This window comes from Bacillus sp. VA13, assembly GCF_055710085.1.
In genome coordinates this window covers 737,972-760,288 of the sequence record NZ_JBVQPP010000002.1, presented here as the reverse complement: position 1 = coordinate 760,288, position 22,317 = coordinate 737,972, and the positions used below count along the sequence as shown (strand labels likewise).

At 45.7% G+C, this 22,317-nt stretch carries 21 protein-coding genes; 4 read left to right on the top strand and 17 right to left on the bottom strand.

Going from position 1 to position 22,317, the window contains the following annotated elements; all coding sequences use genetic code 11:
- Nucleotides 1–14: 14 nt before the first annotated feature.
- The 7 genes from lutA to AC0C66_RS11935 all read right to left on the bottom strand — a co-directional run bounded on the left by lutA (nucleotide 15) and on the right by AC0C66_RS11935 (nucleotide 5,351).
- Nucleotides 15–731, bottom strand: coding sequence for a lactate utilization iron-sulfur protein LutA (lutA, locus tag AC0C66_RS11965; RefSeq protein WP_072183260.1), 717 nt, complete (start codon nucleotides 729–731; stop codon nucleotides 15–17).
- Between the two features lie 174 nt (nucleotides 732–905).
- Nucleotides 906–1,523: a DUF2812 domain-containing protein gene (locus AC0C66_RS11960; RefSeq protein ID WP_003219931.1), complete on the bottom strand. Its 618-nt coding sequence runs from the start codon at nucleotides 1,521–1,523 to the stop codon at nucleotides 906–908.
- Complete coding sequence (locus tag AC0C66_RS11955; RefSeq protein WP_014115218.1) at nucleotides 1,520–1,849, bottom strand: PadR family transcriptional regulator; 330 nt, start codon at nucleotides 1,847–1,849, stop codon at nucleotides 1,520–1,522. Before AC0C66_RS11955 ends, AC0C66_RS11960 begins: the two co-directional genes overlap by 4 nt.
- 119 nt (nucleotides 1,850–1,968) lie before the next feature.
- A complete protein-coding gene (gene yvfU, locus AC0C66_RS11950) occupies nucleotides 1,969–2,571 on the bottom strand; it encodes a two-component system response regulator YvfU (RefSeq protein ID WP_072183261.1) in 603 nt (200 codons plus the stop codon).
- Nucleotides 2,568–3,704: a sensor histidine kinase gene (locus tag AC0C66_RS11945; RefSeq protein WP_061187901.1), complete on the bottom strand. Its 1,137-nt coding sequence runs from the start codon at nucleotides 3,702–3,704 to the stop codon at nucleotides 2,568–2,570. The genes yvfU and AC0C66_RS11945 overlap by 4 nt, the downstream gene beginning before the upstream one ends.
- Nucleotides 3,705–3,707: 3 nt before the next feature.
- Nucleotides 3,708–4,445 (bottom strand): ABC transporter permease, encoded by a 738-nt coding sequence (locus AC0C66_RS11940; RefSeq protein WP_003219923.1) that lies wholly within the window; start codon nucleotides 4,443–4,445, stop codon nucleotides 3,708–3,710.
- Nucleotides 4,446–5,351 (bottom strand): ABC transporter ATP-binding protein, encoded by a 906-nt coding sequence (locus AC0C66_RS11935; RefSeq protein WP_461845741.1) that lies wholly within the window; start codon nucleotides 5,349–5,351, stop codon nucleotides 4,446–4,448.
- Between the two features lie 284 nt (nucleotides 5,352–5,635).
- Here AC0C66_RS11935 and AC0C66_RS11930 point away from each other — a divergent pair, with 284 nt between their 5' ends.
- Both AC0C66_RS11930 and AC0C66_RS11925 read left to right on the top strand, forming a co-directional pair.
- Nucleotides 5,636–6,445 carry an alpha/beta fold hydrolase gene (locus AC0C66_RS11930; protein WP_461845742.1) on the top strand — a complete coding sequence of 270 codons (810 nt, stop codon included), beginning with the start codon at nucleotides 5,636–5,638 and terminating at the stop codon, nucleotides 6,443–6,445.
- Between the two features lie 34 nt (nucleotides 6,446–6,479).
- Nucleotides 6,480–7,691, top strand: a complete 1,212-nt coding sequence (locus AC0C66_RS11925; RefSeq protein WP_326197875.1) for a SpoIIE family protein phosphatase — start codon at nucleotides 6,480–6,482, stop codon at nucleotides 7,689–7,691.
- 40 nt (nucleotides 7,692–7,731) lie between these two features.
- On the opposite strand, the gene AC0C66_RS11920 is transcribed toward AC0C66_RS11925, so the two are convergent.
- The 7 genes from AC0C66_RS11920 to lutR all read right to left on the bottom strand — a co-directional run bounded on the left by AC0C66_RS11920 (nucleotide 7,732) and on the right by lutR (nucleotide 16,626).
- A complete protein-coding gene (locus AC0C66_RS11920; protein ID WP_472963031.1) occupies nucleotides 7,732–9,021 on the bottom strand; it encodes an arabinogalactan endo-1,4-beta-galactosidase in 1,290 nt (429 codons plus the stop codon).
- Nucleotides 9,022–9,101: 80 nt separating this feature from the next.
- Nucleotides 9,102–11,165: a beta-galactosidase GanA gene (ganA, locus tag AC0C66_RS11915; protein ID WP_014115225.1), complete on the bottom strand. Its 2,064-nt coding sequence runs from the start codon at nucleotides 11,163–11,165 to the stop codon at nucleotides 9,102–9,104.
- Between the two features lie 18 nt (nucleotides 11,166–11,183).
- On the bottom strand, nucleotides 11,184–12,035 hold the full coding sequence (gene ganQ, locus AC0C66_RS11910) for an arabinogalactan oligomer ABC transporter permease GanQ (RefSeq protein WP_014115226.1): 852 nt from the start codon (nucleotides 12,033–12,035) through the stop codon (nucleotides 11,184–11,186).
- 3 nt (nucleotides 12,036–12,038) lie between these two features.
- The gene (ganP, locus tag AC0C66_RS11905) at nucleotides 12,039–13,295 is read right to left on the bottom strand and encodes an arabinogalactan oligomer ABC transporter permease GanP (RefSeq protein ID WP_061187895.1); all 1,257 of its coding nucleotides are present in this window, start codon (nucleotides 13,293–13,295) and stop codon (nucleotides 12,039–12,041) included.
- Between the two features lie 39 nt (nucleotides 13,296–13,334).
- On the bottom strand, nucleotides 13,335–14,600 hold the full coding sequence (gene ganS, locus AC0C66_RS11900) for an arabinogalactan oligomer ABC transporter substrate-binding protein GanS (protein WP_461845744.1): 1,266 nt from the start codon (nucleotides 14,598–14,600) through the stop codon (nucleotides 13,335–13,337).
- A 140-nt stretch (nucleotides 14,601–14,740) separates the two neighbouring features.
- Entirely contained in the window at nucleotides 14,741–15,733 is a 993-nt protein-coding gene (ganR, locus tag AC0C66_RS11895; RefSeq protein ID WP_014115229.1) for a galactan degradation operon transcriptional regulator GanR, read from the bottom strand.
- A 170-nt stretch (nucleotides 15,734–15,903) separates the two neighbouring features.
- The gene (lutR, locus tag AC0C66_RS11890; protein WP_472973590.1) at nucleotides 15,904–16,626 is read right to left on the bottom strand and encodes an L-lactate utilization/bacilysin biosynthesis transcriptional regulator LutR; all 723 of its coding nucleotides are present in this window, start codon (nucleotides 16,624–16,626) and stop codon (nucleotides 15,904–15,906) included.
- Between the two features lie 227 nt (nucleotides 16,627–16,853).
- On the opposite strand from lutR, the gene lutP reads away from it, so the two are divergent.
- Entirely contained in the window at nucleotides 16,854–18,545 is a 1,692-nt protein-coding gene (gene lutP, locus AC0C66_RS11885; protein ID WP_472973589.1) for an L-lactate permease LutP, read from the top strand.
- A gap of 26 nt (nucleotides 18,546–18,571) precedes the next feature.
- Here lutP and rpoN read toward each other — a convergent pair whose 3' ends face one another.
- Nucleotides 18,572–19,882, bottom strand: a complete 1,311-nt coding sequence (gene rpoN / locus AC0C66_RS11880) for an RNA polymerase factor sigma-54 (RefSeq protein ID WP_072182608.1) — start codon at nucleotides 19,880–19,882, stop codon at nucleotides 18,572–18,574.
- Between the two features lie 78 nt (nucleotides 19,883–19,960).
- Between rpoN and yvfG the strand changes: the two genes are divergently transcribed.
- The gene (gene yvfG, locus AC0C66_RS11875; RefSeq protein WP_003219905.1) at nucleotides 19,961–20,179 is read left to right on the top strand and encodes a protein YvfG; all 219 of its coding nucleotides are present in this window, start codon (nucleotides 19,961–19,963) and stop codon (nucleotides 20,177–20,179) included.
- 9 nt (nucleotides 20,180–20,188) lie between these two features.
- On the opposite strand, the gene AC0C66_RS11870 is transcribed toward yvfG, so the two are convergent.
- Nucleotides 20,189–21,157, bottom strand: coding sequence for a polysaccharide pyruvyl transferase family protein (locus AC0C66_RS11870; protein ID WP_072182609.1), 969 nt, complete (start codon nucleotides 21,155–21,157; stop codon nucleotides 20,189–20,191).
- On the bottom strand, nucleotides 21,136–22,302 hold the full coding sequence (locus AC0C66_RS11865; RefSeq protein ID WP_072565288.1) for a DegT/DnrJ/EryC1/StrS family aminotransferase: 1,167 nt from the start codon (nucleotides 22,300–22,302) through the stop codon (nucleotides 21,136–21,138). The genes AC0C66_RS11870 and AC0C66_RS11865 overlap by 22 nt, the downstream gene beginning before the upstream one ends.
- Between the last annotated feature and the right edge of the window lie 15 nt (nucleotides 22,303–22,317).

The window sequence follows — 22,317 nt, the reverse complement described above, 5'->3', positions numbered from 1 at the left end:
CTCTGAATCCAGTTTTATCTGCTGTTGAGCACTTCGGCGATGTGCATCACTTTGACATTCTTGTCTTTACGATCAAGCCGTCCCCCGATATTCATCAAACAGCCGCAGTCAGCACCGATCAGCACCTCTGCTCCCGTTTCCCCCACGCATGCGACTTTTTCATCGACCATCTGCTCAGAGATCTGCGCCATTTTGACGGAGAACGTTCCTCCGAATCCGCAGCAGTTATGTTTGCCCGGAAGCGCTGTGAATTCTAGGCCCTTCACATGGCTCAGAAGCTTCATTGGCTCCTCCCGAACCCCGAGCAGCCTTGTCATATGGCACGACGTATGTAAGGTTGCTTTTGTATGAAGGGTCGCGCCGACATCCTCTATCCCAAGGACGTTCACGATAAAATCCGTCAGTTCATACGTTTTATCGGCAAGCTTTTGCGCTTTGTCTGCCCATTTCGGATCATCCTGAAACAGGTGCGGATACTCCCGGAACATCGTCGTGCAGGAACCGGAAGGGCTGACGACATATTCGGAATCCTGAAACGTTTCGATCATCCGTTTCATTGCTTTTTTGGCGTCATTCACATAGCCGCTGTTGTAAGCCGGCTGCCCGCAGCAGATCTGCCCCTCCGGAAAATCAACCTCACACCCAAGGCGCTCCAGCAGCTCAACTGTTGCTTTTCCGACATTTGTTTGAAACATATCAACAAGACAAGTGACAAAAAGTGAGACTTTCATGATGAACCCCTCTCTCATCCCCAATATATGATCAGGTCATCTGATGACCTGAGTTAAAATAACTATATGAATATCGTACACTATTCTGATAATGGAAGGGAAGGGTTTTCTATACATTCCTGCAATAAAAAACGCCTGTTTCACTGGACAGACGTTCATGGTGCAACACACTTTTTAATGGTCATACAGGCACTTCCTGTACTTTTTATATGTTTTCACAAATAGATAAAAGAAGCTAAGAGCGCTGAGGAGAACAATCCATCCCGCTCCCCCTCTCATCAGTGCAAAAGGTGTTTCAAACAAAAAGGCCCTGATAAAAGTTGCTCCGGTCTTATCCCACAGTCCCGGCGTATAATACAAACTCTGGGGACGGATAAATAAATCAGTATTCAAAGCATTGGCAGTAAAGAGAGTCAGGATGAAGGATAAGAATATAAATGAAAGTGCAAAGTACGCTTGAAATAAGCGTTTGTATCTTCCAGCTCTGGATTCTGCATCAGAAAAAATATCGTCTGATGCACTGGAGTTCTCTTTTCTAAAATAATGCAGGCCTTGTGAACTGAAAAGATGCTTCCATCCGCTGTCTTCAAATAGAGTGCGATAATCAGTAAAATCCTCCGGATGTTTAAAGGTGCGATAGTCTATTTTGACGATAGAAGGGTCTGACGTTGCTTCGTCTGCAAACCGATAGGAAAAAAACCCCTTTCCTTTCAATCCGTACCCCTTATCTGCCATCTTATTGAGCCACTGTTCCTCACAGTCTATGTCCGTAAAATATCTGTATTTCTTCATATGGCCTCCCCCTTTTTATTTAACTCCTGCCTTGTTATCTCAACCAGCCGCTCCATTCTCTCCATGTCCTTCCTTAATACACTTCTTCCAAGTTCAGTGATGATATATGTTTTTCTGCGGCGGTCTTCACTTGGATAAGGCTCTATCAATTGATGCTTCAATAAGTTTTCGATTGCGCCATAAAGAGTTCCAGGCGCCATTTTAACTCTTCCGCCGCTAAGATCTTCAATATTTTTCATAATGATGTAGCCGTGAGCAGGATGTAACAAAGATAAAAGTACATAGTAAACAGTCTCAGTCAGCGGCAAATGCTTATTTTCATTCATATATCGGCCTCCATATTCAGTACAACTGTATAGTTCCATAATATACAGTCGTACTGAATATTTCAACCATAAATAACCAGATGAACAAAAAAACCTGGCTATAAATAACCAGGTCTACATTAAATCCATCCTTTTTCCTCAGCAATGCTGGCTGCTTCTGTCCGATTTTTCGCATCGAGCTTTTGGATGATTTCTGATATATAGTTTCGGACTGTGCCTTGAGATAAATAGAGTTCCAGCGTAATATCTTTTGTTGTCTTGCCTAAAGCCGCCAGACGCAGAATTTCTTGCTCTCTTACAGTAAGCGGATTTTCGTCTCGCATCATATTAAACGTCAGCTCCGGGCTGAAGACTCGTTTTCCCTTTACACACTTTCGGATGGCGTCGGCCAGATCGTCAATTTCGCCGTCTTTCAGCAGATAACAATGTACACCGGCTTTGACGGCGCGTTCAAAATATCCTGGGCGGGCAAAGGTGGTTAAAATAATAACCTTGCTGCCGCAGCCTTTTTTCATTAATTCCTCTGCCACATCCAGCCCGCTTCGAACCGGCATTTCAATGTCCATAATGCATACATCCGGCTCCAGCTTCAAAATGGCTTTTAACGCCTCTTCCCCATTTAATGCTTGTCCGATGACTGTCATATCCTCTTCTAAATCAAGCAGAGATCCCAAAGCGCCTAACAGCATTCGCTGGTCCTCAGCAATAAACAGACGAATCATTCTTTTCGCCCTCCTATCATTCTCGCTTTTTTTATAAGGGGAACTGTCAGTGTCACAACTGTTCCGTTATGAGCTGAAAGCGTTAATCCCCCTTCAATGAGCATGAGCCGTTCTTCCATTCCCCGCAGGCCATTCCCAAACATTTTTTCCTTCGCCGCTCCCTTTCCGTCATCCCGTATGACAATCCTCATTTTGTCAGCGAACTGGGTAATGGTGATGGCGCAGTGGGTGGCATTGCTGTGCTTGATGATATTGGTCACGGCTTCCCGCATACACATGCTAATAATATTTTGAGTGACGGGAGATATTGCTGAAAAGTCTTCGTCCCCTTCGTATTGAAAGGTAATGTTCCCAGTTCTTAATATATGCTGAATGTTGGCGAGCTCCTCCGTCATCGTGACTGTTCTCATATCAGAAACCAGCTCACGAACTTGCTTGAGTGCGGCTCGTGAACTTGTTTCCATTTCTTTTGCTTCAAGCCGGGTCCGTTCTGGATCAGATGTTGCCAGCCGCTGAATCAGCTGGCTTTTTAATGTAAGCAGCGACAGAGTATGGCCGAGAGTATCGTGAAGATCACGGGCAATTCGAACGCGCTCCTCCCTTTTGGAGAGTTCTTTTATCTGTTCGTTGGCTTGGGCAAGCTTGGTTTCGAGTTCAATTCTCCGAAACAAAGAACGGATTCCAAATGGAGAAATGAGCATGATAACGAGAAACGGGAGAACAGAAAAAAGCTCCCGGAGCGAGACCGAATTCGCAAGTAATTGATAAAAACAAGGGAATAGCAGCATAAAGATTAAACCGCAGAACGCACGGTTAAACTTTGTTTTCTCTTTGTAATAACCAACAAAGTTTGCCGGGAAAAAACCTAAATAGATATAGGTGATATTGTAAAACACACTATAGATAAAAATAACCGCCATTTGCACGATAAGCCAATACGTAAACGAAGCTCTGTCCACACTGCAGAACAACTGGCGATATGCCATGACAAAAAAGATCAGCATGCCATATCCAATCATCTGTTTGATGCCTGATTCTCTCAATAAAGTAAGAAACGGCATGATGGTATACACCAGAAAGATATAAGGGAAAAACCCGAATTGCCTAGGGAATATGGATGTTAAGAGTTTCATGTATTACACCGCTTCTTGTTTTCTTCTTATATATTTAGATAGTAGCATGAAGAGCATCAAATAAGCGATTAATACCAGAATATTTTTCCAGGTCGGACTCCCGCCTCGGACAAGTTCCCACGCTCCGCTCCCGAAATGATAGGATGGAAGCCACCGGCCAATGTTCTGCATCATATCAGGCATGACCTCAAACGGCATCCACATGCCCCCGCCTAAAGCGAGCAGCATGTAAAGCACATTACTGATTCCGGCTGCTGTTTCTACTTTTCTCATGAGGCCGATGAGTGTACCTAACGCTAAAAACGGCAATGCGCCAAACAAAATCCATAGTCCGCTCATGATCCATTCAAACGGTGACAAGGCAATGTCATTGATAATTGCGCCGAACAGAAAAATGACGGTAATGGATAAAACGTGAATCACACTTTGGCCGATCATCTGAGCTGATAAATAGATATGATCCGGAAGAGGCGTAATGCGGATAAAAGCTGTCCAGCCTTGTGACCGCTCTTGAACCATACGGATTCCAAGCGTCATGATAGAGGATCCCATCACACTGAAGACTGTCATCGACATTAAGTAATGGGCGTCCCATGCACGTTGATCAGGTACGTTGGTATTCACTACATTGGTAAAGAGATAATAAAAGGCAATCGGCATCATCAGCGACCAAAGCACAAAGTACTTATTCCTAAGCACCCTTTTCATTTCAGCTATGCTTTGTTTCTGCAGCATGTTCACTCACATCGCCTCCCTGTTTCCGTCAGCCAGCTGGCGAAATGCCTCATCGAGCGTTCCTTGCTCAATCCGGATATCGCGTGCATGTATGTTTTCTTGAAAGATCAGCGCTAACACTTTGTCTGTATTTGATGTTTGGATGATGGTTCTCTTATGCTTGTGGATCATCCGCTCTACTTCCGGGTGACGAGACAGCCTTTCCAAGGATTCATCTGAATGTAATGTAAAGGAAACAGACTGTTTTTGAATCCTTGAGCGGAGTTTCATTGGTGAGTCGTCTGCCACAAGCCGTCCATCAGCAAAAAATAAGATTCGCTGTGCGGCATCATCTGCTTCCTGTAAATAATGAGTTGAAAATATAATCGTTTTTCCTTCATCCGCCAGTCCATGAATAGTCTGCCAGAATCGATGTCTTGATGAAGTGTCCATCCCGACTGTCGGTTCATCGAATATAAGCAGCTCCGGGTTCCCGGCAAGAGCCAAAGCAAAGCTCAAACGGCGTTTTTGTCCGCCGGATAATTTTTCTGCTCTTGTTTTCAAATCTTCTTTTGTGAGTGCTGTTAACGAAACGAGTTCTTTCATGGACAATGGATTCGGATAATAGCTTCGGAAGAGTTCGAGGATTTCACTCACCTTCAGACCCGGCATGACACTCACTTCCTGCAGCATCACGCCTATTTTTTCGCGAACCTGTTGATCATCGGGAACCCGGTTAAATAGTTTGATTTCTCCCTTACTCGGTTTCAGCAATCCTAGGATCATGGAGATGACGGTCGTCTTCCCTGCCCCATTCGGTCCGAGAATAGCTGCAATTTCTCCTTTTTTCATACTGAAGTTGATGTTGTTTACAGCTGTTTTTTGCTGAAAATGTTTTGTCGTATTGCTTACTGATACAATCTCATTCATCACATGAGCACCTCCTGATGGCTTACATTGATTGTAAAATGACGGAGAAGATGACGTTAGTATGGGGTGTCATGATATCAGAGTGACAAATGTCATATTCTTCCCCACCGCATGTGCCTAGGCCATCCATCCTCTACATCTTCCAATTCATCCAGCTCTCCTATGCCTGATGTCCCCTTTCTTTTAAACTGCTATTTACTTTCATAGAAAGACACACTCTTGAAACGGCGAGTGTTATGATATACATATTGAACTTTATTTTACTTTCCGGCTGAAAGGAGCCAATCATGAACGAAGCGATTTTGTCTCGAAATGATGTGAAGGTGAAGGGAAGCGGCAAAACATCTATCATTTTTGCACCTGGTTTTGGCTGCGATCAAAGTGTGTGGAATGCCGTGGCGCCGGCCTTCGAAGAAGAACATCAGGTCATTTTATTTGATTACGTCGGTTCGGGGAATTCGGATTTACGTGCATATGACCTGAATCGTTACGGAACACTTGACGGCTATGCCCAAGATGTTCTTGATGTTTGTGAAGCTTTAGATCTGGGAGAAACCGTGTTTGTGGGGCACTCTGTTGGGGCTGTAATTGGCATGCTAGCTTCGATCCGCCGCCCGGAGCTGTTTTCCCATATCGTGATGGTGGGACCTTCTCCTTGCTATTTGAATGATCCGCCTGAGTATTTCGGAGGATTTGAGGAGGAGCAGCTCCTTGGTTTGCTGGAGATGATGGAGAAAAATTATATAGGCTGGGCTACTGTATTTGCGGCAACCGTTCTGAATCAGCCAGATCGGCCTGAAATCAAGGAAGAACTTGAAAGCCGTTTTTGTTCTACTGATCCTGTGATTGCCCGGCAGTTCGCGAAAGCCGCGTTTTTTTCTGATCACCGGGGGGATCTTTCGAAGGTGACGGTTCCCTCTCTTATTCTCCAATGTTTAGATGATATCATCGCACCGGCAGCAGTAGGTGAGTATATGCATAAGCACCTCCCTTATAGCAGACTGAAACAAATGGAGGCACGCGGGCATTGCCCCCACATGAGCCATCCGGAAGAGACGATACAGCTGATCAGCGATTATTTGAAAGTATACGTGTGATATAGGAACGAAAGGGATAGAGGTGACCCTCTTAATGGACAAACAATTGAATGATGCACCATGCGGTTTCCTCACTTTGTCAGAAGAGGGTTCGATAGTAGCAGTCAACCGTACCCTGCTTAACATTCTGAATTATGAGCAGGAACAAGTTATCGGCCAGCATATGGATACAATTTTGACCGTTTCCGCACAGCTTTTCTACCAGCTTTATTTTGTTCCGCTTTTGAAGCTGGAGCATCACATTGAAGAAATATACATTTCCCTGAAAACTAGAGATGGAGAAGAAATTCCCGTCCTTGTCAATGCTGTTGTAAGAACTGATAGCGGAGGAACTGTCACCGAGTGTGTTCTGATTCCGATGCGGAAGCGAAATGAATATGAAAATGAGCTGCTGATGGCCAAAAACGCGGCCCAGGAAGCTTTGCTTGCCAAGCAGAAAGCCAATGCGGAGTTAGAAATTGCCTTGGGAACGCTGAAGGCCAAACAAGAAGAACTCCTTGAGACCAACAAACAAAATCAGCAATTTAAATTAAACACCAAAAGAGAGCTTGAGCTCGCCAGAAAGATCCAAGAAAACTCGTTGACTGAACCGATTGTAAACGATCAGATTCAGATTGACGCTTATTACAAAGCATCCAGTGAGTTATCAGGTGATCTATACGGATTTTATCAAATTGATGAACATCGTTACGGCATTATTATTCTTGATGTGATGGGGCACGGGATTTCATCTGCATTGATTACGATGTCTCTTCATCCTTTGTTCCAGCGCCAGATCACGCAAGGTCTCAGCCCCGTCAAAGTCATGAAGGAATTAGACCGCCACCTCCACAGCTTGTTTCAAAATGATGAGGAAGCAAGACATTATTGTACTGCCATTTATCTTGAGATTGATACAGCCCGGCAAAAAATTGATTATGTCAACGCAGGACATCCGCCAGCATTATGGCAGGGCGCCGGCGGAACCCAAAATCCGCTGCACGCAACCGCGCCTCCGATCGGGATGTTTGAAGACACGGTGTTTCATTCTAGCAGCCTTCCCTACACGGAGGGCGGAAGGCTCCTTCTATATACGGATGGCGTGATGGACCCTACAGCTTCATGTTATTTATTTGATTTATTAAAGGATCATCCCGATTTGCCTATTGCTGACCTGAAAGAGAAAATCCTTACATCACTGCATCATCATAAGGAAGCCCATCATAAAAGTGATGACGAATGTTTTATATTAGTTGATTTAAAATAAAATGATCCATGAGATAGTACATCTCATGGATTTTTATGTTTCAGCGCTTCTTCGGGGTATGGCCTGACTCCGCATATTGAAACACCTGCAAGGAAGGCAGCGGGTGTCCGTTAACATCAAACAAAGCTTGGTTATCCACAGCACTTCCCCCATACCACTTCCCAGCATCTTCAGGGTCATATTCAGCAGCATAGCTGGAGGCCCAGCCTGACCCGTATGTGTCCCACAGCACTTTGTTTTTCTCTACCTGTGTTTTCGGCCCGACTGGAGTCCACGCAGGCTCCCAATAGAAAACGCCAAGTCCCGCCGTGCCTGTATTCGCTACGGCCTGCATCACATCTCTTATCGCATCCGCCTGGCCTTGAACGGAAATTGGATATGGCAGCGTCTGCCCGCTTTTTGGCGCTGTATTTTCATGCCCATCGCCATCCTCAGCGGTATAGGTGTATGATGTCTCCGCCACCATGACTTTTTTGCCGTACGTATCGGAAACAGCCTTCAGCACGGAGGTCAAATTCTGTAATGTGCCGTGCCAGAAAGGATAATACGAGCTGGCAAACACATCATAATCCACTTTGTTTTTGCTGAGTGTTTCTGCAATAAATGAATACCTTCCTGCCGTTTCAGGATTGGTAAAATGCAGCGCGACCAAAATACCTGGGTCTGTCTCCCTGACCGCGCGGCTTCCTTCATTAAATAATTGGCTCATTTTCGCCCAATCGGTTTCACCTGCAAATGCCCCTGTCGTTTCATTTCCGACCTGAACCATGCCAATGTCGACGCCTTCCTTGATCATCTTTTGCAGGCTTTGTTTCGTATACTCATAGAGCTTTGTTTTTTTAGCTTCAAAGCTGAGATTCGCCCAAGCTTTGGGTACCTTCTGTTTCGCAGGATCGGCCCAGAAATCAGAATAATGAAAGTCGACCAGCACCTTCATTCCATTCGCTGTGGCTCTTTTTCCGATTTCGATGGCTTTTTGAACATCATTGTTCCCCCCTCCATACCCATTGCCATTTGAATCATACGGGTCATTCCAGATTCGGACGCGAATATAGTTGATGCCAGCTTGTTTTAAGGTTGTAAAAATGTCCTGGCGTTTACCTCTAGTATTGTAAAAGGTGACTCCGCTGTTTTCTAAAGCAATAACACTGGACACATCTGCCCCTTTGATAAAGTCCTTGTTCATACCCTCTACTTTTTTAACGAAAAGATCATCTGTCCGAAGCTCAGGCACATGTTTCTGCTCCTCAATGGAAGCGGCATTTCCCGTAGAACTGAATGCACTCCACACGATGGCAGCCGCAAAGAACATTTTCACTCTGCCCCTCATGATTCCACCCCTCACTCTAAAGTAAGCGTTTTTCAAATATGCTAGAAAAAGAATCCGCCCGTATCGAGCGGAGCATCAGCCTAATGTGTATTTACGACAATTCTGACTTCATATTTTTCCAGCGTCAGGTCACCTGATAATATGTCTCCTGTCATCATATCCTTCACACTGTGATCAAACGTGACGAGCTGCTTTTCTTCCGTAAAATTCATGACAAAAATATAATCATTATCCTGATCCTGCCTCGCTTGTACGGAGACACCTTTTCCATGCCGAACCGGAAAAACAGGAGAAAGAGACAGGTCTGTGATGAGCCCTTCATAAAAATCCCGGTGAAATTGATCCTCCAAACGCGCACCGATAAAATACGCCTTGCCCTGTTGATATTGATGGCTTGTCACCGCTGGCGTACGCGCGTAAAAATCTTCTTGATACACCGCTTCTGCTGATGCGGTCTTGACATCGATCACGGTTGCATAGTCCTTCATTTCATATGTTTGGCTGCGATAGCTGACAGCATTTCGATCCTTCGGATACAGCGTGTCGGTTTCAAGAGGCTCAATTCCGAAAATAGCTTGCAAATCCGGATGCCATCCTCCTGTATACGTTAAATCATGCTCATTTACAATCCCGCTGATATATGTCATGACTAAGGCGCCGCCGTTAGCCGTAAACGTTTTCAAACGGGAAATGGTGTCTTCGCTGATTAAATATAGCATCGGGACGATCAACAGTTTATATGGTGAAAAATCCTGTTCTTTTGTGATGACGTCGACAGGGATATCGTGTTCCCAGAACGTGCGGTAATGCTGCTGAAGCGTTTGCGCATAACGTTTTGTCGCCTTCGCAAACCCCTGAGCATCCTCGAGCGCCCAGTGATTTTCCCAGTCATATAAAATAGCCGTTTCAGCGGGCCTCTTCGTTCCGACAACCTCGGACAGCCGTTCTAATGTTTCGCCGGTTTTGGCCACTTCTTGAAAGACCCGGTTCTTCGGGCTATTGTCATGATCTACTATTGCCCCGTGCAATTTTTCTGATGATCCGCGCGATTTGCGGTATTGGAAATAGAGAACGCTGTCCGAACCGTGGGCAATCATTTGCATGGACGACAGCAGATTCATGCCCGGGCGCTTCGCCTTGTTGACGTTATGCCAATTGACCGCGCTTGGCGTACACTCCATTAATAAGAAAGGCTGCTGCTTCAGGCTCCGGTACAGGTCATTGATAAAGCCGACCTTCATCGCCAAATCAGCTGTGCTTTCCCAGTCATTGTGCCAGACCGGATAAGCGTCCCAGCTGATGACATCGACATGCTTCGCAAATTTGCTGTAGTCTAGGCCCTGATACGGAATCAAATCCGGTGTGTCAGCCATAAAGTTCGTTGTGATAGGGATATCAGGCGTCAGTTCTTTCAGCGGAATGATTTCATTTTCATAAAACGAAATCGTTTGATCTGTGACGAACCGGCGCCAGTCTAAGTTCAGGCCGTGTAAGCCGTTTTCACCGATCGGCGAAGGGCTTTCAATTTGTGACCAGTCATTGAATGTGTGGCTCCAAAAAGGAGTCCACCACGCATGGTTCAATGCCTTGAGGCTGTTGTCATATTTCGATTTCAGCCACTCCCTGAAAGCATGCTGGCATAGATCGCAGTGGCACTCTCCTCCGTATTCATTTGAAATATGCCACATTAACAGCGCAGGATGATTGCCGTATCGTTCTGCTAGTAACCGATTGATGTGACGTGTTTTTTCACGGTAGACTTTAGATGTGAGGCAGTGGTTGTGCCTTCCGCCGTGAAGCTGTTTGACACGGGAGGCATTGACGCGCAAAACTTCAGGATAGGTTTGCGACAGCCAGGCAGGACGAGCTCCGCTTGGTGTTGCTAATATGACCCTGCCGCCTATGCTGTGAATCCGTTCAAAAATATCGTCCAACCATTCAAATTGGTATACGCCCTCCTCTGGCTCAAGCGCGCTCCATGCAAAAATGCCGACAGAAAACGTATTCGTATGAGAAAGCTTCATCAGCTTGATATCATCGGCTAAAATATCAGGGCGATCCAGCCATTGATCAGGATTGTAGTCTCCTCCGTGAAGCATAAATTTTGCCCCTGTTACGTGCGTTTTTTCAAGCTTTGACATCATATTCTCCTCCTTAATCTCTTAACCTTTTGTTCCCCCCGCGGTTAACCCGGACACAAAATTCTTTTGCAGCATGATAAAGATGACGGCAACCGGTATGCTGATAAGCAGGGCTCCAGCTGCAAATGTCGTATAGCTGGCCCCCATAACATCATTCACTAAATTGAATAGACCTACGGGCAATGTATATGATTCAGGCGTTCTCAATATCGTTGAGGACAGCACAAAATCTCCGAGCGGGCCGGTAAAGCCGTTCATGGCGACTACTGCCGCCATCGGTTTTGATAATGGCAAAATGATCTGGAAGAAGATTCTTGTGCTGCTGGCCCCGTCAATCTTGGCGCTTTCGTCTAAATCCATCGGAATGGAATCCATGTACCCTTTCATCAAATACGTATTCATCGGGATCAGCCCTCCGATATAAAGCAAGATTAACAGCCAGTGGCTATTGATCATTCCTAAGATTTGCGCCAATACAAACAAGGCAATTAAAGCCGAAAACTGAGGAATCATTTGCAGCAATAAAAAGAGGGTTAAAGCGTATTTTCTCCCTTTAAATCGAAAGCGTGAAAATGCATAGGCCGTAAACGTCACACAGATTAAAGACCCCGCCATCGTAAACAGGCTGATCTTCATTGAGTTGATATACCACTGCACATATTGAAGGCTTTCTTTGCCCGCAAATAATTCCTTGTAATGGTCGAATGTCGGATGCTTCGGAATGATGGATGTACTGATCAAGCTATTGCCGGGATTAAAACTTGCGCCTGCCGTCCAAAGGAGAGGATAAACAATGATGACCGCCATACAGGCTAACAACAAGTAAGAGAGAAGGAGACGGATATATTTTCTGACCTTCATATCTGCCAGCATGCCTCATGCCTCCTCTTTAAAAGACTTCGTCTGCCTGAACTGCCACAAAGCGATGGAGATGACAAACACAGATAATAAAATGGTTAAAGCTGCGGCGAGTGAATATTGGCTTGACTGCATTGTCAATTTATAAATCCACGAAACAAGGATATCTGTCCCGCCGGCAGTTGATCCGGTTACAGCCGGACCGCCTCCATTGAATAGATAGATAATATTAAAGTTATTAAAATTAAATGTGAACTGAGTAATGATAATCGGAGCCATGGCAATGAACACCATTGGAAGCGTAATGTATCTCAGCTTTGCGAAGACTGAAGCGCCATCAATCGTGGCTGCTTCATACAGATCGTCCGGGATGGACTGCAAGACGCCTGTTGAGACGAGAAAGATGTACGGAAACCCGAGCCAGCCCTGCATAAGAATCAGCGCAAGTCTCGACCAATTGGCATCTGTCATCCATGGAAGAGGCTCTATGCCGAAGAAAGCCAAGATATCGTGATTCATCGCACCGAAGCTATCATTAAACAGCCCTGCAAAAATTAAAATCGTAACGAATCCGGGAACGGCCCATGGCAAAATGAGAATCGTCCTGAAAAAGCGTTTAAAACGAATGTCTTTCTGATTGACAATAATCGCGAGAAAAATCCCTAAACTGACTTGCAGTGTGGATGCGGCAAGTGTCCAAACCACCGTCCAAGCCAGCACATCAAAAAAAGTCGACCTCCAAATATCAACTGTGAAAATGTTTGAGAAGGTTTGAAAACCGACCCAATCAATTAATTTAGCAGGAGGAGAATGATACAAATCATAGTTTGTAAACGCTAATGCAAAGCTGAATAAGATGGGGAAGATTACGGCGAAAATTAATATAAACAAAGATGGGCCGCTGACGACATAAGGATAGCCATGAGAAATAATATGTTGGTATTGTTCCTTGAGGGAGCTCAATGGCTTGTTTTCATCGCGCTGTTTACCGCTTTGAAACGCATCGCGAAGATTCACATAATACACCGCAAGGCCAAAGCAGGTTACGATTACAGCGATAATCCCTTCCGCCAGCAAAAACACGGAATTATCCCGAGGCACTTCTGTTCCCAATGTAAAAATCCCCCAAAACCCCATATTGAGCAGATCTCCAAAGACTGCAAAAAACGATGCGCCTAAGAAAAGAAAGACAAAACCTTTTATCCATTGCTTGTTATAAAATTGCCCGAGCCCCGGGATGATTGACAGCAACAAAGCGATTTGACGATGCTGCACCGTTTTCACCTCTCTTACAATACAAATCTAGCTTTCTCTTTATTTTCCGCTGTGCTTTGCCTTGATTTGTCCTTTGGCCGTTTCAGCAGCTTGATCCAATGCTTGTTTCGGATCCGCTTTTCCTGTTGCAACCGTCTGCAATGCCGAATCAGCCGGCGTCCATATTTCATTCATTTCCGGAATATTTGGCGTCAGCTCTGAGAAGAGGGATTGCTCAGTAACAGCCCGTGCCGCCTCGCTTTTCATAATAGCTGGGTCATCGGCTAAGGATTTCACAGCTGGGACTTCTTTCGTTTGTTCATATCGTGTTTTAGAATTTTTTTCGTTTGCCAGGAAAACAGCCAATTCTTGCGCCAGCTCCGCATTCTTTGAAAATGCACTGACGTTGTAGCTTTTGACACCGATAAAGGCACTCATGTTTTTGCCATTTTCCAGCTCCGGCAGTTTCGTTATGCCATAATTGATTCCTGCTTTCGAAAAGGCTTCTACATTCCACGGACCTGAGATAATCGCGGCGGCTTTTCCTTCTGTGAACAGCGATTCCAACACATTAATCCCTTGTTCTCCAATAATGCCGGCCGGGAATAAGCCATCTTTGTAAAACTTCTGAATTAGCGCAGCACCTTTGACAGCGCCTTCATTATTGATCCCGATATCTGACGGGTTATAGCTGCCGTCTTTGTCCTTTCCGAAAATGTATCCGCCGTACCCGCTCATCACACTTTCCGCATAATAAATTTGATCGAACAGGGCTAAAAAGCCAAACTTGCTTCCATCAGCAGTCTTTTTAGAATAGTCGTACCACTCTTCCAGCGTTTGTGGCAATTCCTTTTCTGAAATGAGATCTTTGTTGTAAAAAAGCACTGTCGTTTCGACCGCTTTAGGCAGCCCATAAAGCTTTTGATCTACCATTTGAGATTGAATGGAAGCGTCAGTATAAAGCGATTGAACGTTCTTTTCGACATGTAATTCCTTGAGTAATCCTTCTGTGACAGCCGTTCCGATTTGGTCACCTGGCATTGTTAACACGTCAGGACCCGTGCCGGCCGGTCCGTCCATCCGCAAATCTTCAATCTGCTTGGCATATGGTTTTTCAACAACTTTGACCTTCACATCATGCTCTTTTTCAAACGCAGCCACGGCGTCTTTAATGCCGATGCTCTTTTCCTTATCCTCCCACACTACAAGCTCCGACCCTTTTGAACTTGATTTGGCGCTGCTGCTTTCCTTTGGGCCGCAAGCCGCCAAGGATAAACTGACAGCCGCGCAGAGCATGAGTGCGAAATACTTTTTTGCCATTTTCATTAATTGTCACCCTTTCGTTATGAGTGAAAGCGCTTTAAAAACAATATAGCACGACTGAGAAAATGTGTAAACAAACTATTTACTCCCATCGGTAAATTTTTTTACCTAAATAAAAAATGACTTAGTCTCCTAAGCCATTCTTAATTCATACTCTTTCTGACGATTAATTCCGCACCCACATATAATGTTTTTACCGTTCTTCTCTTGTCCTGCACTTGTTCAAGCAGCATTTCAACGGCATTTTTACATAATTCATGTATATCAATATGAAACGTCGTCAGAGGGGGCGAGACATACTTTGCGAAGCTGATGTTGTTGATGCTTACTACGCTTACCCTGTTCGGTATGGGAATTCCTTTTTCGTTCAGGGCTTGCAGACAGCCTACTGCAATCGGGTCCGCTGCGATCAAGAAAGCAGTCGGAAGCTGATCGCCTAATGTATCGATCGCTGTTGTCATCAGGCGGTAGCCGTTTTCTACAGAAAACCCGCGATGACAGAAAATATAACGCTCGTCCAGCATGCCTTTTTCCCTCATATAGGATCTGAAGGTTTGTTCACGGATGTCCATTTCATCCTGATTGGTGTTCGGATTTTTGTATGTGCCGCCGATAAAACCAATTCTTTTATGCCCTTTCTCGCTCAGGATGTTTACCGTCTTCTTTGTCATTTGAGCTAAATCAGGCCTTACCGAGTCAAAATGATCGGGATCAGGAGTTGAATCGATAAAGACGCCGTTTTCAGTGAGATTTCTGAGGAAAGCCAGCTCTTCATCAGAAAATGTCCCGACAGCTATAAACCCTTCCGTATGTTCAGGGATGCTTTCGATGCCATCCGATATTTTATAAGTTGTCATGTCGACATTGAAGGTTTTCGCCAATTTCTCTACTTCTAATCTCATTGTTTTAAAATAGACATCTTCTAATTCTTCTTTATCGGTCAGCCAATATAAAAACGCAATATGTTTCACCAGCGGCCTCACTGTTTTCTTGCGGTAATTGAGCTTTTCAGCCGCTTCATAGATTTTCTCCCGTGTCTCATCAGGAACAGACAGGCTTTCATCGTTATTTAAAACGCGGGAAACGGTTGAAATTGAAAATCCCGCTTCCTGCGCGATATCCTTAATTGTCGCCATTGTATCTGCCTCCATTATTCAGCTCGTTGTTCATTTTAGTAAAATATTTTACTCCCTTTTCCGCAAATGTCAACAAGCTCTTCCTGCATCATGTAAAAAGACTGAACCATTTGCGGCTCAGTCTCGGTTGTCCGTACATGCGGTGCGGAATTGCCCGGGAAATGAGTTGGTTATTGCACATTTTCCTCGAAATATCCCGAAAGAACATCTTCCACATTCGTTAAATGCGCCAGCATGGCGGCTTCTGCCTGTACTCCATCCTGTGATGCCACGGCCTTGTAAATCCGTTCATGCTCCTCATACAGCCGCTGAACTGAGGTCTTCTTGGAAAACAGCCAGATTTTCCGTGTTTCTCTCATCGTTTCCAGCAGCAATGATGACACATGGTTCATCAAGTGTTTAAGAAGTTCATTTTGGGAAGCGTCAGCTAACGCCAGATGAAATGCGAAGTCTGCTTTCTCGCCCAGCTCCCCGTCCGTTTCAATGCTGCCCATTTCCTTTAACGCAGCATGAATTCTTTCGAGATCAGCTTCTGTCCTTTTTTCAGCAGCTAATGACGCCACGCCGATTTCAAGCAGTTTTCTGACCTCAAGCAGCTGCTTGACGTCCTCTTTATTCATGAGAAGGGCGGCTGAGAGCGGCTGAGAAATTTGATTGAGCTCAAATTCCTTCAGGTATGTGCCTTCTCCCTGTTTCATTTCGACAAGTCCCATCGCTTTTAGCGCGGAAAGTGCTTCACGAACTGCTGAGCGGCTGACTTGAAAGCTTTCGGAAAGCGCCTGAACGGAGTCTAATTTATCTCCTGGCTTCAATTCGCCGTTTTTGATCATATCTAATAGTGCATCCGCCACTTCTTCATATATTTTCTTTGTTTTAATCTGTTTGTATTTCAATGCAATTCACCCCGTAACTTGTAGGTCTGGCTGTTTACGATCTATTATACTCTGTTTTGGGGGACGCCAAAAGATTTTGACAATTTTGTCAAAAAGTCTTGTACTTTGATTTTTTTCAAAATATAATGCTAGGTAACTGGTCTTATTACCCAGTCATCAGATGATCATATCATCTATAGAAACCGCTTACACATAACGCCAGTTTATGTTTCAAGGAGGGGTTTGGGATGCAATGGACACAGGCATTTACGCCTATAGGGGGAAATTTGCTTTTATCAGCGCTTGCCGCACTTGTACCGATTATTTTCTTTTTTTGGGCACTCGCGATCAAACGGATGAAGGGGTATACAGCGTGCTTGTCCACATTGGGAATCGCACTTATCATTGCTGTATTGGTTTATCGGATGCCGGCAGAAAAAGCGCTGATGTCCGCGACACAAGGAGCCGTATACGGGATTTTGCCGATCGGCTGGATCATTGTGACGTCTGTTTTTTTGTATAAAATCACTGTGAAAACGGGACAGTTTGATATCATTCGCAGTTCTGTTCTCTCGATTACGGATGACCGCCGGCTTCAGGCGCTCCTGATCGCTTTCTCATTCGGGGCTTTTTTAGAAGGAGCTGCCGGCTTCGGAGCGCCGGTCGCCATTTCTGCCGCGCTGCTGGTCGGCCTCGGCTTTAATCCTCTTTATGCAGCGGGAATCTGTTTGATCGCCAATACGGCGCCAGTCGCCTTTGGCGCGATTGGGATTCCGATTACAGCCGTAGAAGGGCCGACTGGGATTCCGGCGATGGAGATTTCGCAAATGGTCGGGCGGCAGCTGCCGTTTTTATCCGTATTTATTCCTCTTTATTTAATCATCATCATGAGCGGGTTCAGGAAAGCCTTTGAGGTCTGGCCGGCGATTCTCGTTTCCGGTGTTTCCTTTGCTGTTGTTCAATATCTCAGTTCCAATTTCTTAGGGCCTGAGCTGCCGGATGTTTTGTCGGCGCTTGTTTCGATGGCTGCGCTTGCTGTGTTTTTGAAATGGTGGAAGCCGAAAACAACATTCCGGTTTGCCGGTGAACAAGAATCTGCCGCCGCGATTGAAATGGCGAAAACGAATCCGGCCGCGCCTGCGTACAGCGGCGGACAGATTTTCAAGGCCTGGTCGCCATTTCTGCTGCTGACGGTGATGATTTCTGTATGGGGCATTCCATCTGTCAAATCCGCGCTGACCGGGCATTATGAAGGCGCTGCGGTTTTCTTGAAGTGGCTGAACGCAGTTGGCGAAAAACTGACTTTTGCCCCTGGTGTGCCTTTGTTGAACAATCAAATTATCAATGCTGACGGCGCGCCGATTGAAGCGGTTTACAAGCTTGAGGTGCTTGGTTCAGCCGGCACCGCGATATTGATTGCTGCTGTGCTGTCAAAGTTCATCACGGCGATTTCGTGGAAAGACTGGGGAGCTGTTTTTAAAGAAACGATCCAAGAGTTGAAGTTTCCGATTTTGACCATCGCATCTGTCGTTGGTTTTGCCTATGTCACAAACTCCTCAGGAATGAGCACGACACTCGGGATGACACTCGCACTGACAGGTTCGATGTTTACCTTCTTTTCGCCTGTTCTCGGCTGGCTCGGCGTCTTCATTACCGGCTCGGATACTTCTGCCAACCTGCTGTTCGGCAACCTGCAGAAAGTCACCGCGTTATCGGTCGGCATGGACCCAGTTCTCTCTGTCGCCGCCAACTCTTCAGGCGGTGTCACAGGAAAAATGATTTCGCCACAGTCGATTGCGGTGGCGTGCGCCGCGGTAGGACTCGCCGGGAAGGAATCAGATCTTTTCCGCTTTACCATTAAACACAGCCTGTTTTTGCTGCTGCTCGTTTGTATCATCACCTTTTTGCAGCATCATGTGTTCAGCTGGATGATTCCTTAAAAAAATCCTCCCAACATGGGAGGATTTTATTTATACCGTTTTCTCGCTGCCGATGACGGAATGTTCATTTGATCGCGGTATTTTGCGACCGTGCGTCTGGAGATTTGGATGCCGTGCCGTTCGTACAGCAAGTCGGCAAGCTTTTGGTCTGAGAGCGGTTTTGTTTTGTCCTCTTGATTGACCAGGTCTTCTAGATGGGTTTTGACTGCATAGTTAGACGCATCTCCATCTCCTGAAGCCTCGGCTTTTGCTGAGAAAAAGAGTTTCATCTCAAACAGTCCGTACGGCGTTTGTATCGTTTTCCCTTTGATTGCCCGGCTTACAGTTGATTCATGAAGGCTCAGGCAGTCTGCTATCTCCCTAAGAGTCAGCGGCTTCATTGCACCTCGCCCTTTCAGAAAGAAATCCTTTTGCCGTGTGATCAGCTCATTGACAATTCTCGTGATCGTCTGTTTTCGCTGTCGCAGCGCGCGGCTCAGCCAGCGCCATTCCTGGTATTTCACAGATAAATAAGAGGCGGTATCCTGACAGGAGCCGGACGATAAAAGCGTTCTGTACTGCGGATGCAGGTCTATCTCTGGAAACGAGCGGGTATTCAGCTCTGCTGCGATGTGCCCGTTTTTCACGGTGATAAAAATGTCAGGCTCGATATACACATCTTGCTCTGGCTGGGCAAACAGAAGGCCCGGTCTTGGATGAAGAGCTGCGATGTCATCAGAGATATCTTGAATCGCATGAAGCGGAATTCCTGTTTCTCTTGAAAGCGCTTTCCATCTTTTTTGCGCAAAAGCATCAAAATGAGCTGAAACAAGCATTTCCGCTTGTTCATTTCTATTCGGCAGCCGCTGTAATTGGAGAAGGATACATTCCTGCAGAGATCTTGCGCCAATTCCAGCCGGCTCTAACGACTGAAGCTTTGCCAAAACCGTTTCCGCTTCCTTAGTCGAAACAGATAGTCGCCGTGCTGCTTCCTCCATATCTTCTTCCAAGTACCCGTTTGAATCAAGCGAATGAATCAGATAATTGAAAATCTTTTTTTCAGTGTTTGTCAGATTCATATCGAGTGACTGCTGCTTTAACACATCCTGCAGTGTTTTTTGCGGATCACTTAATTGAAGGCCTGCTTCCTGTGCATTCATCCTGTTTTTGTTTGTTTTATGGTAAGATAGTGGCGGTGTGTCTGTTTCCTTTCGTTCAATAAGAGGGTTTTCCAGTGAGAGCTCATCAATGTATTCGGCGAGTTCTGCCGAATGATAGCCAAGAAGCGTGATGGCCTGCCTGAGCTCCTGTGTCAGTTGAGGCTTTAATACTTGTACTTGCTGAAGTTTCATATCCATCTTGCTCACTCCCCTTTCTTCATTGTACATGATTGAGATCACACCGTATACATTTATGAAAAAGGAGCTGCCAAAGAAATGTCTGAACTTTTTTCCGTCCCTTATTTTATTGAGAATTTAAAACAGCATATTGAAATGAATCAGTCTGAGGATAAAATCCACGCGATGAACAGCTACTACCGTTCCGTCGTCTCAACGCTTGTGCAGGACCAGCTGACGAAAAACGCAGTCGTCTTGAAACGGATTCAGCATTTAGATGAAGCGTACAACAAAGTCAAACGGGGAGAATCAAAATAAACCTTCCGCTCATATGTGAGCAGGAAGGTTTTCCTTCTTTGAGGCGTTCTGGATGAGTCGGGTGCTTGGCACTCCTTCCATCCAGGTATGATAGTAATTGGCGTTTTTCCCGTAGGAATTATCAATGACCGTGTTTTCTTTTTGAAGAAGAGAGGACAGGATGTGGCCGTGCAGCCTCGATGTTTCCACCGATTCGTAACGGCTGAAAAACCGAATCGCTTTTTTGACGATATAATCCGAGTATTTTTCCCATATATACGCGATGGGCAGAGGATTGCCCGCTTTTTTATTCAGGACGTTCAGCGTTTGCAGAAAAGCGATCGTCCGGCGGTCTGAAGCTGACAGCACCGTGCGCCAGTCGTAGCTTTCCGCTTTTGCGTGTTCCTGAAGCTCCTTGTTTGCTTCATGATCTGTTCTGATAAATCTCAGCCTTTGGTTGAATGGCTGCTGCGTTGGAGCGACCGGAAACAGCTGATGAGCCATATCAGGCAGAAGCTTAATCTGATTGCTTGTAAAATAAGCCTGCGCCGTTGCATAGGAGGCTTTTTCCCTTGTGATGATATGGAGATTCGCATGCTTAGAAAATATCTCCGCCGTCCGTTTCAGATTGTCTTCGTTTTGGAAATAAATCGATTGCGGCAGGATCACGATTTTGTGATTCGGATAGGTTTGGACGATTTTCTCTCTAAAGCCTTGATAATACGGATACAAATCCCCGAAGTTGCCGCCTCCCTGGCAGACGATGATGAGATTCGGATCGAGCTTTCGCCCAAGTGGAAAATTGTCGGGATTCCAGCGTTTTCTGACCCGGATCCCGTGTTCTTTAAAGAAGGCTTCTGTTCCCTTCATAATAAATAAATCCCCTACATTTCCGTATAGAGGATAGTCGGCATATATGATCTCGGATTGCTTCGGAATGACGTCGAGCAGCCCGGACAGTTTCTGTTTCAGGCTGATCATCGAATGCTTGCTGTCCATTTCTTCACCTCGCCAGTTTGGAATAAGTGTGTTAGCACATCAATGACCCGGTCTTGCTCTTCTTCCGTCAGATTTGACCCTGATGGGAGACAGATCCCTCGCTTGAAAAGACCTTCGCATATGCTTCCTGTATCTTCATGAGAATAGAATAAAGACGGCTCAAACAGCGGCTGGGTATGGAGCGGCTTCCAAAGCGGACGTGCTTCAATGTTTTCTTCCGCAAGTCGTTGAACCGCGTCATATGGGCTCAGCCCGTTATCAAGTGTGAGCGTGGTCAGCCAGCGATTGGATACACCTGCTTCATGCTCCGGCATAAAACGGACACCGTTAATATGACCGAGCGCGTTTTTGTATCTTGTAAAAATGGCCCTTCTTTTCTCCACCCGCTCATCCAGCACCTCAAGCTGGGCAATGCCCACGCCGGCGAGGATATTGCTCAGCCTGTAATTATGCCCGACTTCGCTGTGCTGATAATGAACAGCCGGTTCTCGTGCCTGCGAAGCGAGAAATCGTGCTTTTTCAATGGCGGCTTCATCGTCTGAAACGAGCATCCCGCCGCCTGATGTGGTGATGATTTTGTTCCCGTTAAATGAAAAAACGCCGAAGCGCCCGAATGTCCCGCTTTGCTTCCCTTTATAAACTGTGCCGAGAGATTCGGCTGCGTCCTCAATGACAGGAACTCCATATGCATCACACAGGCTTACGATGTCATCCATTTTCGCGCTCTGCCCATATAGATTGACGGCAATAACCGCTTTTGGCAGAGTTCCGCTTCTTTTCGCATCCTCCAGCGCTCTTTCGAGGGCTTTCGGCGACATATTCCACGTATCAGGCTCAGAATCAATAAAGACGGGCACCGCTTTTTCATACAAAATCGGGTTGGCGGTTGCTACAAATGTGAAGGACTGGCAAAACACAGTGTCTCCTTCTTTTACTTCAAGCAAACGCAGCGCCAGATGAATCGCCGCCGTTCCAGAGCTGACCGCAGCTGCTGCTTTTACACCGACGCGTTCTGCCAGCTGTTCTTCAAATGAATTCACGAGAGGCCCAAGCGGCGCGATCCAATTTGAGCGAAAGGCTTCTGAAATATAGTGCTGCTCCCTGCCGCTCATATGAGGGGGAGATAAGTAGATTCTTTTATACATATAATCATCCTTTGT